Raw genomic sequence first — 15,079 nt, 5'->3', positions numbered from 1 at the left:
CAACTGAGTGGCGGCCAACGGACGACCGAACTGCTGACGATCCAGGGTGTACTGGCGGGCAGTGTGCCAGCAGAACTCTGCGGCACCCAAAGCGCCCCAGGAAATGCCGTAACGCGCGGAGTTGAGGCAGGTGAAAGGACCTTTCAGACCGCGGACATCCGGGAAAATGTTCTCTTCCGGAACAAAGACGTTGTCCATGACGATCTCGCCGGTGATCGATGCCCGCAGGCCGACCTTGCCGTGAATCGCCGGGGCACTCAGGCCTTTCCAGCCTTTTTCCAGGACGAAACCACGGATATCGCCCGCATCGTCCTTGCCCCACACCACAAACACATCGGCGATCGGGCTGTTGGTGATCCACATCTTGCTACCGGTCAGGCTGTAGCCGCCTTCGACTTTGCGTGCGCGGGTAATCATCGCGCCCGGGTCGGAACCGTGGTTAGGCTCGGTCAGGCCAAAGCAGCCGATCCATTCACCCGAAGCCAGTTTTGGCAGGTACTTCTGTTTCTGCGCTTCAGTACCGAACTCATTGATCGGCACCATTACCAGCGAGGACTGCACACTCATCATCGAGCGGTAGCCGGAATCGATACGCTCGACTTCACGGGCAATCAGGCCGTAGCTGACGTAGTTCAGGCCGCTGCCACCGTACTGCTCGGGAATGGTTGCACCCAGCAGACCCACTTCGCCCATTTCGCGGAAGATGGCCGGATCGGTTTTTTCATGACGGAACGCTTCGAGAATTCGCGGCGCAAGGCTCTGCTGGGCGAACTGCGCAGCAGTATCACGGATCATGCGCTCTTCTTCGGTGAGCTGTTGATCCAGCAGAAGGGGATCGATCCAGTTGAAGCTAGCTTTACCGGCCATGAGTGTGTCCTCTCGAAACAGGTCAAATAACGTGGACTGATCCTAGGCCGGGTTCGTCGTCCCGGCAAACGAGGATTTCGCATACTGTTGTGCTAATTTCTCACTTCGAAACGTCGCATAACGCAATTAATGCGATGTATTAGTGAGGTTGACGTACATGCGCAGGAAGATACCCAGTACAACCGCCCTGATCAGCTTCGAGGCGGCTGCACGACACGAGAGCTTTACCAAGGCAGCACAAGAGCTGTCGCTTACCCAGGGCGCGATTTGCCGACAGATCGCCAGCCTTGAGGAGTTCCTCAATGTTGAATTGTTCCGACGCTCGCGACGTGGAGTGAAGCTGACCGAAGCCGGGCTTTCCTACAGCCGCCGGGTTGCCACTCAACTCGACGCGGTCGAGCGGGACACCCTGTCCGTAATGGGGCAACAGGGAGCCAACGTGATCGAACTGGCCGTGGTACCGACCTTCGGCACTCAATGGCTGTTGCCTCGACTCAAGGACTTCCAGCAAAAACACCCGGAGGTGACGGTCAATCTGACGAACCGCACGCGCCCGTTCCTGTTTGCCGATACCGACTTCGACGCGGCGATTTACTTCGGCGATGCGGACTGGTCCGGCACAGAGTCCCACCGCTTGATGGGCGAACACCCACTGCCCGTGTGCAGTCCCAACCTGCTGGGAAAAAAGACCCTCCTGACAGCCGGCGAAATCGCCGAATTACCCCTGCTACAGCAGACTACTCGCCCCTATGCCTGGCGACATTGGTTTAACTCCCAGCGACTGAATGTCCCTCGCGACATGACAGGACCGCGCTACGAGCTATTCTCCATGCTGGCCCAAGCGGCCATGCACGACATGGGCATCGCCTTGATTCCACCGTTTCTGATTCAGCGCGAACTGGCCGAGAAACGATTGGTGATCGCCAACCCTCAGGCACTCTCCAGCATCAAGGCTTATTACCTGATGATTCCTGAGCGAAAGGTCGAATCGGCGTCTTTACGGGCTTTTCGGGATTGGCTGGTCAATCAGGCGCACAGCTACAGCCTAGAAGGATAAAGGCTTACGAGCATTAGCTGACCTCGTAGTCAGTAAAATAAAAACCCTACAGATATAAGTATTTGTCGCATATTCGAAGACTGTACGAGAAAGCAGTACAAACGTTCCACAAGCGCCTGAACACATGGCTTTGCGCCGCTATCTCGTAGCAATAAAGCATCATTCATATGGCCGATGTGAAAATTGCTGAATTTTGGCAAAATCGTCTGAAAGGCACGCTGGGCAAGGGATTGAACCGAATTGATGCGACATTCGGTCACGGGGTGACTTGTAGTTAATTTTCCGTCACGCGTCATAATCTCTTGAAGGGCACAAAGTTCGCCTGCAAAATGCCGCGCCCCGCCTTGATTTGGCGGGGCCGTGCTGATCGGCCGCCCCAGCCGCACCATCCGTAGTGCATGGGTTTACTTAATAAGATCACGCAGGAGATTTGACGTGCACATTGGTGTTCCTCTCGAAACCCAGACGGGTGAAACGCGGGTTGCTGCTACCCCCGAAACCATTAAGAAGCTGATCGGCCAGGGCCATAAGGTCACTGTTCAGAGTGGCGCCGGCATTAATGCCAGCGTTATCGACAGTGCCTATGAAGCGGCAGGTGCAACCATTGGCAGCGCCAATGATGCGTTTGGCGCCGAGCTGATTCTCAAAGTGGTCGCACCCAGCAACAGCGAGCTGGCGCTGATCAAGCGCGGCACGATTGTGGTGGGCATGCTCAACCCGTTCAGCAATGAAACCATCGCCAAACTGGCCGAGTGCGGGATTACCGCGTTTGCGCTGGAAGCCGCGCCGCGCACCTCCCGCGCCCAAAGCCTGGATGTGTTGTCCTCGCAGGCCAACATCGCCGGCTATAAGGCCGTGCTGCTGGCGGCTCACCACTATCCGCGCTTCATGCCGATGCTGATGACTGCTGCGGGCACCGTCAAAGCGGCGCGCGTGCTGATTCTCGGTGCCGGTGTTGCCGGGTTGCAGGCGATCGCTACGGCGAAACGCCTGGGAGCGGTAATCGAAGCGTCCGACGTACGCCCTGCGGTAAAAGAGCAGATCGAATCCCTCGGCGCCAAGTTCGTCGATGTGCCTTACGAAACCGATGAAGAGCGTGAATGCGCAGTCGGTGTCGGCGGTTACGCACGCCCCATGCCGGCCAGCTGGATGCAGCGCCAGGCCGTGGCCGTGCACGAACGCGCCAAGCAGGCTGACATTGTCATCACTACCGCACTGATTCCGGGCCGCAAGGCGCCGACGCTATTGAGCGCGGAAACCGTGGCGCAAATGAAGCCAGGATCGGTGGTCATCGACCTCGCGGCAGCCCAGGGCGGCAACTGCCCGCTGACCGTGGCTGACCAGGTAGTCGTCGAGCACGGCGTGACCATCGTCGGCCCGACCAATCTGGCAGCTGCGGTGGCTGCCGATGCCTCGGCGCTGTACGCACGCAACCTGCTGGACTTCATGAAACTGTTGTTCGATAAAGATGGACAACTGGTGATCAACCTTGAAGACGATATCGTCGCCGCGTGCCTGATGTGCCGCGACGGCCAGATCGTGCGCAAGAACGGCTGAGGATAAAAACAATGGAAGACATGCTGATCTCTCACGGTATCTACAACCTGATCATCTTCGTACTGGCTATCTATGTCGGCTACCACGTGGTCTGGAACGTGACCCCTGCACTGCACACACCACTGATGGCAGTCACCAACGCCATTTCCGCCATCGTGATCGTCGGCGCCATGCTGGCCGCCGCCCTCACCGTAACCCCGCTGGGCAAGACCATGGGCACCCTGGCCGTGGCCCTGGCCGCCGTCAACGTGTTTGGTGGTTTCCTGGTCACCCGGCGCATGCTGGAAATGTTCAAGAAGAAAGCGGCTCCAGCAAAAGCTCCGGTAGCCAAGGCCGAAGCAGTCAAGGCTGAGGTGCAGCAAGCATGAGCATGAATCTGGTTACATCCCTGTATTTGATCGCCTCGGTCTGCTTCATCCAGGCGCTCAAGGGCCTCTCGCACCCAACCACGTCGCGTCGCGGCAATCTATTCGGCATGCTCGGCATGGGCCTGGCGATCCTCACCACCGTCGGCCTGATCTACAAACTCGGTGCCGAACTGGCCCATGACGGTATCGTCTACGTGATCGTCGGCCTGTTGATCGGCGGCACTGCTGGCTCGATCATGGCCAAACGCGTTGAGATGACCAAAATGCCTGAGCTGGTCGCCTTCATGCACAGCATGATCGGCCTGGCAGCGGTATTCATCGCCGTGGCCGCCGTGGTCGAGCCACAGTCGCTGGGCATCGTCCAGCAACTCGGTGACGCGATCCCGGCCGGTAACCGCCTGGAACTGTTCCTCGGTGCCGCCATCGGTGCAATCACCTTCTCCGGTTCCGTCATTGCCTTCGGCAAACTGGCGGGCAAGTACAAGTTCCGCTTGTTCCAGGGCGCACCGGTACAGTTCTCCGGCCAGCACAAGCTCAACCTGCTGCTGGGCCTGGCCACGCTGGCACTGGGCGTGACCTTCATGCTCACCGGCGACTACACCGCTTTCGGCTTGATGCTGGCGCTGGCCTTCGTGCTCGGCGTGCTGATCATCATCCCGATTGGCGGTGCCGACATGCCGGTCGTCGTGTCGATGCTCAACAGCTATTCCGGCTGGGCAGCAGCGGGTATCGGCTTCTCGCTGAACAACTCGATGCTGATCATTGCCGGCTCTCTGGTGGGTTCGTCCGGTGCGATTCTCTCGTACATCATGTGTAAGGCGATGAACCGCTCCTTCTTTAACGTATTGCTCGGTGGTTTCGGCAATACGGCCGACGCAGGCGGCCCTGCAGGTTCGAAAGAAGCCCGTCCGGTGAAATCCGGTTCGGCTGACGACGCGACTTTCCTGCTGACCAACGCCGACACCGTGATCATCGTTCCGGGCTACGGCCTGGCGGTAGCACGGGCGCAACATGCGCTGAAGGAACTGACCGAGAAGCTGACCCATCGCGGTGTGACCGTGAAGTACGCGATCCACCCGGTGGCCGGTCGTATGCCGGGACATATGAACGTACTGCTGGCCGAGGCCGAAGTGCCGTACGACCAGGTGTTCGAGATGGACGACATCAACTCCGAGTTCGGCCAGGCCGACGTGGTGCTGGTGCTGGGCGCCAACGACGTGGTCAACCCGGCCGCCAAGAACGATCCGAAATCGCCGATTGCCGGCATGCCGATTCTCGAAGCGTTCAAGGCCAAGACCATCATCGTCAACAAGCGCTCGATGGCCAGCGGCTATGCCGGCCTGGACAACGAGCTGTTCTACCTGGACAAAACCATGATGGTGTTCGGCGACGCTAAAAAGGTCATCGAAGACATGGTCAAGGCTGTGGAGTAACCCCGCACGGCACACAGAACGCCCTGACTTGTCAGGGCGTTTTTGTTTGCGCAAATCGTCAGACAAACTATTCTTTTGTTACCGATCCGGTAACGGTGTTTTGCTTAAAAGGCCCGGAATAGACGCCTCGATTGCGACCTTGGTAGCGGGACAGAAGTCGGCGCAATTCACTAGACTGCACGTCCTGCTACCTGTTGCCCGAGATAAAAACCCATGTACCGTGACCGTATTCGCCTGCCTTCGTTGTTGGACAAAGTGATGAGCGCTGCCGACGCTGCCGCTCTGATTGAAGACGGCATGACCGTCGGCATGAGTGGCTTTACTCGCGCCGGCGAAGCCAAGGCCGTCCCTCAAGCGCTGGCCGAGCGCGCCAAGGTCACGCCACTGAAGATCAGCCTCATGACCGGCGCCAGCCTGGGCAATGACCTGGACAAACAATTGACCGAAGCCGGCGTGCTGTCGCGACGTATGCCATTCCAGGTCGACAGCACGCTGCGCAAGGCGATCAACGCCGGTGAAGTCATGTTCATCGACCAGCACTTGTCGGAAACCGTGGAGCAATTGCGCAACCAGCAACTGAAGTTGCCGGACATTGCCGTGATTGAAGCCGTCGCCATCACCGAGCAAGGCCATATCGTGCCGACCACCTCGGTGGGCAACTCGGCCAGCTTCGCGATCTTCGCCAAGCATGTGATTGTCGAGATCAACATGGCGCACAACCCGAACCTCGAGGGCCTGCACGACATCTATATTCCGACCTATCGCCCGACCCGCACCCCGATTCCATTGGTCAAAGTCGACGACCGCATTGGCAGCACTGCCATCCCGATTCCAGCGGAAAAAATCGTCGCCATCGTGGTCACCAACCAGGCTGACTCACCTTCCACCGTGCTGGCACCGGACGCCGAGACCCAAGCCATTGCCGACCACCTGATCGACTTCTTCAAACAGGAAGTGGCCGCCGGGCGCATGACCAACAAGCTCGGCCCGTTGCAAGCCGGCATCGGTACCATCGCCAACTCGGTGATGTGTGGCCTGATCGACTCGCCGTTCGAAGACCTGACGATGTACTCCGAGGTGCTGCAGGACTCGACCTTCGACCTGATCGATGCCGGGAAGCTGAGCTTTGCTTCGGGCAGCTCGATCACCCTGTCGAGCCGGCGCAATGCCGACGTGTTCGGCAATCTGGAGCGCTACAAGGACAAACTGGTCCTGCGCCCGCAGGAGATTTCCAACCACCCTGAAGTCGTGCGCCGCCTGGGCATCATCGGGATCAACACGGCACTGGAGTTCGACATCTATGGCAATGTCAACTCCACTCACGTCTGCGGCACGCGGATGATGAACGGCATCGGTGGCTCGGGCGACTTCGCGCGCAACGCGCACCTGTCCGTGTTCGTGACCAAGTCGATCGCCAAGGGCGGTGCGATCTCCAGCGTGGTTCCGATGGTCAGCCACGTCGACCATACCGAACATGACGTCGACATCCTCGTGACCGAAGTGGGCCTGGCAGACTTGCGAGGCCTCGCGCCTCGGGAGCGTGCCCGGGTCATCATCGACAAGTGCGTACACCCTGACTACCGCCAGGCACTGAATGATTACTTCACTGCCGCCTGCGCCCTCGGTGGACACACGCCACACATCCTGCGCGATGCCCTGAGTTGGCACATCAAGCTGGAAGAAACCGGACGAATGCTCACCTCGTAGTTGATACAGATAGCAGCTGACGAAAACACAGTTTCGTCAGCTTGCTATTGCCAAGCCATATCCCGTCAAAAACTGTACTGCTGTACCGGTCATTTCCTACCGAAATACCCACCCCCTGACATCAAATCAGCAAAAACGCACTGTAACGGTGCAGATAGGTACAGTTGCCTCAATTTTGACCAGTACACCCCCTATAAACAGTTAACTGAGCTCTCACAATACAGGTGAACTGTATCTACAGAGACTAGGCAAACAGGAGGATCATGGGCACCAGTTAAACCACTACCTAATCCCGCCACAAGCGGAAGGATGAAAACCATGGAACGTACACTCAGTTCCGATCTGTTCTTCGAAGACACCGCTGCAAAAACCCAGGCTTCCATGCCTCTGCGCGTTATCGCCAACCTGATGCTGTGGCAGCGCCGCATCTCCAGCCGCCATCAACTGGCTCGTCTGGATTCGCGTCTGCTGGCTGACGCCGGGATTAGCGAAGCACAACGCTACGAAGAGCTGAGCAAGCCGTTCTGGCGCTAAGTTAGCGTCGCTGGCTTTGACCTTAAGGTCCGCCGCCAGCAACCCGAATTGAACAAACAAGACCCGTCGTGGGAAACCACGGCGGGTTTTGTCGTTTAAGGGGTAAAAAAAGGCGGCATCAGTACAGTTTGATAAAACGTGAAGTAGACCTGTACAGTTATACCGATAAGCTCATACTCGTTAAAAGCTTCACCAGATGATCCTTCACACGATCAGATTGTCGCGGTAATACGCACCGGCCTACTATCCATTCAGAACGTGGCGAATATTGAGTGTCTAACGTTTGACTCATTCGACACTGCGCCACCTTTCAATCGGTTTTACCCAAAGGAGTTACCCATGTCCCGTCTTCGTCTGCTCAGTGCTGCTGCCCTGTTTGCCGTGGCCGCCAATGCCAGCGCAACCAGCTTCATCGTGACCACCGACGCTGTGGTCAACGCGCTCAAAGCCACGTCCGATGCGACCACCGACGTCGTCTCGTCGTCGTTCAAGGATGACAAAATCGTGCTCGCGGCCCGTGACGACGCTGCCAGCTTCGTCGCCAGCGAAGGTTCCATCCGCGGCGTGAAACTCGAAAGCGCCCTCGACCACATTCGCCACCAGGCACCTCAATTGAACGCAAGCGACGCACAACTGGCGCAAGCGATCCTGACCATCTAAACGGCTGCACAGACATGGGGTACGCCCGGCGTGCCCCAGCGTTTCGTGGCTGGATCCAGGTCGGACCTTGCGTTAGCCTTGGGGCTCACTTTCAACTGTCGAGTCTCATGCGTTTTCCTTCAAATCTGTTGATCGCTCCCGTCCTGCTTACCCTTGGTTACTGTGGATCAGCCCACGCTTATGACGCCTTCAACCTGTCCACCCAAGGCATCGTCGCCAGCGGTTACGCCACAAGTTTGGTGACCAGCGCGCCCTTCGACCATAAACTGCTGTTCGCCGCCCAGGATGATGCTGCGGCATTCATTGCCAGTGACGGCCAACTGAGAGGCGCACGACTGGAGTCGGCCCTGCGTTATCTGCGCCGAACCCAGGCAAAACTTCATGCCAGCGACCTTGAACTGGCACAAGCAATTCTCGTCCAATAGTTATCCCTGCTTTTCTGGAGTCGTTCCATGCGTAACCCGCTGATTGCTGCCACCTTAGGCCTGTTGCTGTTAGCCGATGTGGCCCAGGCACATACTCTGGTTGCCACCAGTAACATGCTGATCCGTGCTACCCAGCGCACCCTCGATTTCACCTCCGACACCACCACGTCCATTCGCGATTCGAAAATCGTGCGCGAAGCCCAGGACGACGCCGCCAGTTTCGTTGCCAGCAATGGCGACATTCGTGGCGCTCACCTGGAATCCGCTTTCGATTTGCTGCGCACCCGCGTACCGGAAGCCCGTGACGCCAGTGATCAGGATCTCGCCGAAGCCATCCTCGCACTGTGAGGCGTCCAGGCGCCTGGCTGCTGGCCGGGGCCCTGTTGCTGCTTGGCAACACGGCCCATGCAGGCCTTCAGTTACATCTCAAGACCGAAGGTCTGACTCCCGCGCAACAACAAGCCAGCCAGGCGTTGCTCGATGAAGCCATGCAGGCACTGCCGCCACGCTTTATCGAGCAACTGGACCGGCGCATCGACGTTGGCTGGACCGATGACATGCCGCACGACGCCTACGGCCAGGCATCACCGGTGTCCGAGCTCGATCTCAACCGTAAACTGCTGGCCGGCCTCACCGATGGCAGCGCCGCGACCCGGAAAACCCATCGCCCCCATGGCACCGTGCGCCTGGAACTGCTGGCCACGGTGTTGCACGAACTGACACACATCTACGATCGGGCGCGCCTGTGGCCGGAAGCAGAACGCAAACTGATCCAACGCTGCACCCAGCGCAGCAACAGCTCAGGGCTGGTTGGCATTCCCGACCAATGTCGCGGGCAGTCCGATCGGCGCTTTACCCTCAGCGACGACCCGCGTCTGCTCGACCTCGCCGGCTGGCAGCAATACGTGGGCCGTCGCGGCGAACGCGAGCAGCACAACCGCCAGACTGCCCGCAGCCCGGATATCTACGAAACCAGCAGCCCAAAGGAATTCGTCGCGGTCAACATGGAGTATTTCCTCCTCGACCCGAGCTACGCCTGCCGCCGCCCGGCACTGTACCGCTACTACAAGGAACATTTCGGCTGGGCACCCGCCGCCAAAGAGGCCTGCGGCAAAACCTTCGCTTTCCTCAATGCCGGCAACGACTTCGCCAAGACACCTTTGGGCCAGGTCGATCCGGAGCGGGTCTATGCCGTTGACTATCTGCTGGCCGAGGCCAACCAGAACCTGTTCAGTCGCTGGGGCCACAGCATGTTGCGCCTGGTGATTTGCGCGCCGGGCCGACCACGCGGACCAGATTGTCGACTGGACCTGGACCAGCATCTGGTGCTGTCGTACCGCGCCTTCGTCGGCGACGTACAGTTGTCGAGCTGGGATGGCCTGGTCGGTAAATACCCTTCGCGGCTGTTTATCCTGCCGCTGTCTCAGGTCATCGACGAATACACCAAGACCGAACTGCGCAGCCTCGCCTCCGTGCCCCTGAACCTGTCACGCCAAGAGATTGAAGACGTGGTGGAACGTGCCGCGGAGATGCACTGGAGCTACGACGGCAACTACTTCTTCCTGTCCAACAACTGCGCGGTGGAGGAACTGAAATTACTGCGTGGTGGCACCAACAACCCGCAACTGGTGGGGCTCGACAACATCATGCCCAACGGTTTGCTGGAAGTGCTGAAGGGCCGTGGACTGGCGGATACCAGCGTGCTGGACGATCCGCGAGAGGCCTTGCGCCTGGGTTATCGTTTTGATTCCTTCCGCGAACGCTATCAGGCCATGTTCGAGATCCTGAAAAAGCAGTTGCCGATCAAACAGGACACCGTCGAAGAATGGCTCGACTTGAAAGCCTCGGAGCGTCGGCAATGGTTCGAACAGGCCGATTTACGCACCAGTGCGGCGTTGCTTCTGCTGGAGCAAGCGAGTTTCCGTCAACAGTTGCTATTGGCCCAGGATGAAGTAAAGCAACGCTATCTGGGTGCCCGAGAGCTGAAGAATGGCGGCATGGACAAGGCCAACGAGACACTCAAGGACATTCTCGCCAACAGTGGCTTCCTCAGTCGGCCGGCGGAACTGCTGGGCACCAACGGTTATGGCTTGCCGCAACCGAGCGAGTGGCAGCATCTGGAAGCGGAAAGCAGCCAGCGCCAGAAGCAGCTCCTGGCGCTGTCCGGGGCTCTGGACAAAGAAGTGAGAGCATTGCTGGAACCGAGCCGCGCCGCCGAAATGGCCGCCAACGAGGCCAACGTAAAACAGATTGGCGAGCATCTGCGCAAACTGCACAAGGCGTCGGGCGGGATAGAGCTACCTTGACCCCACGACCTGAGGGAGCGAGCTTGCTCGTGAAAGGGCCATCAGCTTCAACATCCAGGTTGACTGATACAACGCCATCGCGAGCAAGCACGCTCCTACAGTGGCTCAGGGTTCGGTCCAATGTGATCCGTCAGTACAGAACCCCCTGCAGAACCTCATAGACAATCCCGGTGCCCGCAGCAATCAGTACCACGTCTGCGCCGGCACGGCGCCATTCGTAACCCGGGTAATACGGCAGCCGGCTCAATGCTCGATTATCCAGCCGTTCGCCGTAATAGCCACGGGGCAGCGGCCGACCACGCACCACATAGACTCCGGGTGGTGGCGGTGCGCCCCGAACGAAGTAGCCGTGATTGTCGTGGATCGTCTGGCGAACCGGACCGAAGTCCCGTGGTGGGGGCCCACCACGATGGTTGTCATGGTCGTGATGTTCATCGCCATGGTAGTCACCATGATTATCGTAACGGCCGTGATCATCGTGCTGGTCTGCGCTGACAGGCAAAAACGGAGTAGCGCTGAGCATCAGAACGCCCAGGCCGGCAATCAGACGCTTCGATATTTTCATCAAGGTTTTCCTCACAACACACACAGCAAAAAGGGCTTCAGAACGCAGTCCTGAAGCCCTCGGTCTTGCTGATTAGTCTGTGTCGGAAGGCTCTAATTCCTCTGTATCAGGAACTTTACCTTCAGCTGACGCGAGCCTTACGCACGCCGTCGGCCAATGCCGAGCAAAGGCTCAGCACGCCATCGATCGCCTGTTCCGGTGTCGAGGCATCGGCGATGTGATCGATCAGTGCCGAACCCACAACCACACCATCGGCCAGACGTGCGATAGACGCCGCTTGCTCCGGCGTGCGAATACCAAAACCGATGCTGATCGGCAGATCGGTATGGCGACGCAGGCGAGCGACCGCCTCTTCAACATGCTCCAGAGTTGCCGCGCCGGCACCGGTCACACCGGCAACGGACACGTAGTACACAAAGCCGGAGCTGCCGTTGAGCACGGTCGGCAGGCGTACATCGTCGGTGGTCGGGGTGGTCAGGCGGATGAAGTCCAGACCGGCAGCCTGCGCCGGATCGCACAGTTCGCCGTTGTGCTCGGGTGGCATGTCCACCACGATCAGGCCATCGACACCGGCCTCTTTTGCATCGGTGATGAAACGCGGTACGCCGTATTTGTGGATCGGGTTGAAGTAGCCCATCAGCACCAGCGGCGTTTCGTTGTTGTCCTTGCGGAACTCACGCACCATTTCCAGGGTTTTCGCCAGGTTCTGCTTGGCAGCCAGGGCGCGAATGTTGGCGAGCTGGATCGCCGGGCCGTCAGCCATTGGATCGGTGAAGGGCATGCCCAGCTCGATCACGTCGGCGCCAGCGGCCGGCAAACCTTTGAGGATCGCCAGGGACGTGTCGTAGCCCGGGTCGCCAGCGGTGACGAAGGTCACCAGAGCGGCACGGTTCTGTTCCTTGAGTTCGGCAAAACGCGTTTGCAGGCGGCTCATCAGTGTTTCTCCTGCTTTGATTGTTCCATATGGTGCATCACGGTCTGCATGTCTTTATCGCCACGGCCGGACAGGTTGACCACCATCAGGTGATCCTTCGGCAGCGTCGGTGCGCGCTTGAACACTTCAGCCAAGGCGTGGGCGCTTTCCAGCGCCGGAATAATCCCTTCCAGGCGGCAGCACTGATGGAAGGCGGCAAGCGCTTCGTCGTCAGTCACCGAGGTGTACTGAACACGACCGATGTCATGCAACCAGGCGTGTTCCGGGCCGATACCCGGGTAGTCCAGACCTGCGGAGATCGAGTGGGCGTCGATGATCTGGCCATCGTCGTCCTGCAACAGGAAGGTGCGGTTACCGTGCAACACGCCCGGTACGCCGCCGTTCAGGCTGGCCGCGTGTTTGCCGGTTTCGATGCCGTAGCCGGCCGCTTCAACGCCGATGATTTCCACGCTCTTGTCGTCGAGGAACGGGTGGAACAGGCCCATGGCGTTGGAACCGCCACCGATACAGGCCACCAGGCTGTCCGGCAGACGGCCTTCCTGAGCTTGCAACTGGTCGCGGGTTTCCTTGCCGATGACAGCCTGGAAGTCGCGGACCATCGCTGGATAAGGATGCGGACCGGCCACAGTGCCAATCAGATAGAACGTGTTGTCGACGTTGGTCACCCAGTCACGCAAGGCTTCGTTCATCGCGTCCTTGAGGGTGCCTGTACCGGCCACGACCGGAATCACTTCGGCGCCCAACAGCTTCATGCGGAACACGTTGGCCTGCTGACGTTCGATGTCGGTTGTGCCCATGTAGATGACGCAGTCCAGGCCAAAACGCGCGGCCACGGTAGCGGTCGCCACACCGTGCATGCCGGCGCCGGTCTCGGCGATGATGCGCTTCTTGCCCATGCGCCGCGCCAGCAGGATCTGGCCGATGCAGTTGTTGATCTTGTGCGCGCCGGTGTGATTCAGCTCTTCACGCTTGAGATAAATCTTCGCACCGCCACAGAACTCGGTCAGGCGCTCGGCGAAATAAAGCGGGCTCGGACGACCGACGTAGTCGCGCTGGAAGTAGGCCAATTCTTCCTTGAATGCAGGATCGTCCTTGGCCGCCTCATATTCGCGAGCCAGATCGAGGACCAGCGGCATCAGGGTTTCAGCGACGTAACGGCCGCCGAACGCGCCGAACAGGCCGTTGGCGTCAGGGCCGTTGCGCAGATTAGTCTGGGTCATGGGGCGCTCCAATTGAATGCGTGATATGACAATGGGCTTCACTCTACCTCTGACACTGCGCTCTGAAAACCGATAAGATCGCCACAACCTGTCAGGAAAACTCACAGATATCATGAGCCACGACCTGCCACCGCTTAATGCCCTGCGCGCCTTCGAAGCCACCGCCCGCCTGAACAGTGTCAGTCAGGCGGCGGAACAGCTGCACGTCACCCATGGCGCGGTCAGCCGGCAGCTTAAGGTGCTGGAAGAACACCTCGGGGTGAGTCTGTTCAGCAAGGATGGCCGCGGCCTGAAACTCACAGATGCCGGCATTCGTTTACGCGATGCCAGCGCTGAAGCCTTCGAGCGCCTGCGCACCGTGTGCGCCGAGCTTACCCAGAACACCGCCGATGCACCTTTTGTGCTCGGCTGCTCGGGAAGCCTGCTGGCACGCTGGTTCATTCCTCGCCTGGGAAGGCTGAATGCCGATCTTCCGGACCTGCGCCTGCACTTGTCGGCCGGAGAAGGCGATCTTGATCCCCGTCGCCCCGGCCTGGATGCCTTGCTGGTGTTTGCCGAGCCGCCATGGCCGGCGGATATGCAAGTGTTCGAGCTCGCCAGTGAGCGGATCGGCCCGGTGATGAGTCCTCGATTCGTCGGCTTCGATAAGCTCAAAGCCGCGCCGGCCACAGCCCTGCTCAATGAATCAGTGCTGCATACCACCTCGCGCCCGCAAGCCTGGCCCAGCTGGGCGCAACAAAGCGGCCTCGACGCCAATGCGCTGAGGTACGGTCAGGGTTTCGAACATTTGTATTACTTGCTGGAGGCCGCCGTGGCCGGGCTGGGCGTGGCGATTGCCCCTGAGCCGCTGGTGGCCGAAGACTTGAGGGCGGGGCGACTCGTTGCGCCTTGGGGTTTCAGCGAAACCCCGGCGCAACTGGCGCTGTGGCTGCCCAAGCGCGCCGCGGACGGGCGCGCCCGACAACTGGCGCAATGGCTCAAGAACGAGTTGCGCCAGACGGATCAGTCACCGCGCTTGATCAGCAAGTAGGCAGCCAGCAGACCCAATGCACCCACGGCGACACCGGCTGTCGTCCAAGGGTGTTCCTGGGCGTAGTCCCGGGTGGCAATCCCGGTCTCACGGGTTTTCACTTTAACCTCCTCATACGCATCGGAGAGCAGATGACGCGAATGTCTCAGCGCGTTCTCGGCGTTGCCCTTGAGCACCTTGAGGGTTTTACGCGACTCGTCCGAGGCGTCGTCCTTCAGGCTTTCCAAGGATTTGAGCAGACTCTCGATCTCCGCTTCCATGCTTTGCAATGAGGCTTTACGTAACGAGCTGTTAGCCATGGTGGCTCTCCTGCATTGTTGATGAGTGGCGTGTGTTGGTTGGGACTTCAGGGGCTCGAGAAAGTGCAGTAAATGTGAACTTCCCTGTCGGACCGACCGGCAGAAGTAAGACAGAAA

General features: G+C 59.2%; 16 protein-coding genes (1 of these 16 only partly in view). 11 read left to right on the top strand and 5 right to left on the bottom strand.

Annotation, left to right across the window (positions count from 1 at the left end; genetic code table 11):
* Positions 1-867: the 5' portion of an acyl-CoA dehydrogenase gene (locus tag LAB08_RS00550; RefSeq protein WP_077047085.1), read on the bottom strand. Its footprint begins 315 nt before the window's first position; only the first 867 of its 1,182 coding nucleotides appear in the window; it begins with the start codon at positions 865-867; the stop codon falls past the left edge of the window.
* 157 nt (positions 868-1,024) lie between these two features.
* On the opposite strand from LAB08_RS00550, the gene LAB08_RS00545 reads away from it, so the two are divergent.
* The 10 genes from LAB08_RS00545 (at position 1,025) to LAB08_RS00500 (ending at position 10,914) form a co-directional block, all read left to right on the top strand.
* A complete protein-coding gene (locus LAB08_RS00545) occupies positions 1,025-1,924 on the top strand; it encodes a LysR family transcriptional regulator (RefSeq protein ID WP_096514026.1) in 900 nt (299 codons plus the stop codon).
* Positions 1,925-2,359: 435 nt separating this feature from the next.
* Positions 2,360-3,481 (top strand): Re/Si-specific NAD(P)(+) transhydrogenase subunit alpha, encoded by a 1,122-nt coding sequence (locus LAB08_RS00540; protein WP_096514027.1) that lies wholly within the window; start codon positions 2,360-2,362, stop codon positions 3,479-3,481.
* A gap of 11 nt (positions 3,482-3,492) precedes the next feature.
* Complete coding sequence (locus tag LAB08_RS00535; RefSeq protein WP_096514028.1) at positions 3,493-3,849, top strand: NAD(P) transhydrogenase subunit alpha part 2; 357 nt, start codon at positions 3,493-3,495, stop codon at positions 3,847-3,849.
* Positions 3,846-5,282: an NAD(P)(+) transhydrogenase (Re/Si-specific) subunit beta gene (locus tag LAB08_RS00530; RefSeq protein WP_096514029.1), complete on the top strand. Its 1,437-nt coding sequence runs from the start codon at positions 3,846-3,848 to the stop codon at positions 5,280-5,282. The genes LAB08_RS00535 and LAB08_RS00530 overlap by 4 nt, the downstream gene beginning before the upstream one ends.
* Before the next feature lie 213 nt (positions 5,283-5,495).
* A complete protein-coding gene (gene scpC, locus LAB08_RS00525) occupies positions 5,496-6,989 on the top strand; it encodes a succinyl-CoA:acetate CoA-transferase ScpC (RefSeq protein ID WP_096514030.1) in 1,494 nt (497 codons plus the stop codon).
* A 318-nt stretch (positions 6,990-7,307) separates the two neighbouring features.
* Positions 7,308-7,523, top strand: coding sequence for a DUF1127 domain-containing protein (locus LAB08_RS00520; RefSeq protein ID WP_007947887.1), 216 nt, complete (start codon positions 7,308-7,310; stop codon positions 7,521-7,523).
* A gap of 339 nt (positions 7,524-7,862) precedes the next feature.
* The gene (locus LAB08_RS00515; protein ID WP_085716020.1) at positions 7,863-8,183 is read left to right on the top strand and encodes a DUF2388 domain-containing protein; all 321 of its coding nucleotides are present in this window, start codon (positions 7,863-7,865) and stop codon (positions 8,181-8,183) included.
* A 107-nt stretch (positions 8,184-8,290) separates the two neighbouring features.
* Positions 8,291-8,608 carry a DUF2388 domain-containing protein gene (locus LAB08_RS00510; protein WP_096514031.1) on the top strand — a complete coding sequence of 106 codons (318 nt, stop codon included), beginning with the start codon at positions 8,291-8,293 and terminating at the stop codon, positions 8,606-8,608.
* Positions 8,609-8,635: 27 nt separating this feature from the next.
* A complete protein-coding gene (locus LAB08_RS00505; protein WP_008002141.1) occupies positions 8,636-8,956 on the top strand; it encodes a DUF2388 domain-containing protein in 321 nt (106 codons plus the stop codon).
* On the top strand, positions 8,953-10,914 hold the full coding sequence (locus LAB08_RS00500) for a DUF7844 domain-containing protein (RefSeq protein ID WP_096514032.1): 1,962 nt from the start codon (positions 8,953-8,955) through the stop codon (positions 10,912-10,914). The genes LAB08_RS00505 and LAB08_RS00500 overlap by 4 nt, the downstream gene beginning before the upstream one ends.
* A 130-nt stretch (positions 10,915-11,044) precedes the next feature.
* Here LAB08_RS00500 and LAB08_RS00495 read toward each other — a convergent pair whose 3' ends face one another.
* The 3 genes from LAB08_RS00495 to trpB form a co-directional block, all read right to left on the bottom strand.
* Positions 11,045-11,479 carry an anti-virulence regulator CigR family protein gene (locus tag LAB08_RS00495; protein ID WP_096514033.1) on the bottom strand — a complete coding sequence of 145 codons (435 nt, stop codon included), beginning with the start codon at positions 11,477-11,479 and terminating at the stop codon, positions 11,045-11,047.
* Between the two features lie 121 nt (positions 11,480-11,600).
* The gene (gene trpA / locus LAB08_RS00490; RefSeq protein ID WP_096514034.1) at positions 11,601-12,413 is read right to left on the bottom strand and encodes a tryptophan synthase subunit alpha; all 813 of its coding nucleotides are present in this window, start codon (positions 12,411-12,413) and stop codon (positions 11,601-11,603) included.
* On the bottom strand, positions 12,413-13,633 hold the full coding sequence (gene trpB / locus LAB08_RS00485; protein WP_096514035.1) for a tryptophan synthase subunit beta: 1,221 nt from the start codon (positions 13,631-13,633) through the stop codon (positions 12,413-12,415). The genes trpA and trpB overlap by 1 nt, the downstream gene beginning before the upstream one ends.
* Before the next feature lie 112 nt (positions 13,634-13,745).
* Here trpB and LAB08_RS00480 point away from each other — a divergent pair, with 112 nt between their 5' ends.
* Positions 13,746-14,663 (top strand): LysR family transcriptional regulator, encoded by a 918-nt coding sequence (locus LAB08_RS00480; protein ID WP_096514036.1) that lies wholly within the window; start codon positions 13,746-13,748, stop codon positions 14,661-14,663.
* Here LAB08_RS00480 and LAB08_RS00475 read toward each other — a convergent pair.
* Entirely contained in the window at positions 14,636-14,962 is a 327-nt protein-coding gene (locus LAB08_RS00475) for an ElaB/YgaM/YqjD family protein (RefSeq protein ID WP_096514037.1), read from the bottom strand. The genes LAB08_RS00480 and LAB08_RS00475 overlap by 28 nt on opposite strands.
* Positions 14,963-15,079 lie beyond the last annotated feature (117 nt).

The organism is Pseudomonas izuensis (assembly GCF_002356535.2).
Taxonomy (GTDB): domain Bacteria; phylum Pseudomonadota; class Gammaproteobacteria; order Pseudomonadales; family Pseudomonadaceae; genus Aquipseudomonas; species Aquipseudomonas izuensis.
Note: the sequence above shows the minus strand (reverse complement) of the source record. Positions and strands in the feature narration are given on the sequence as shown.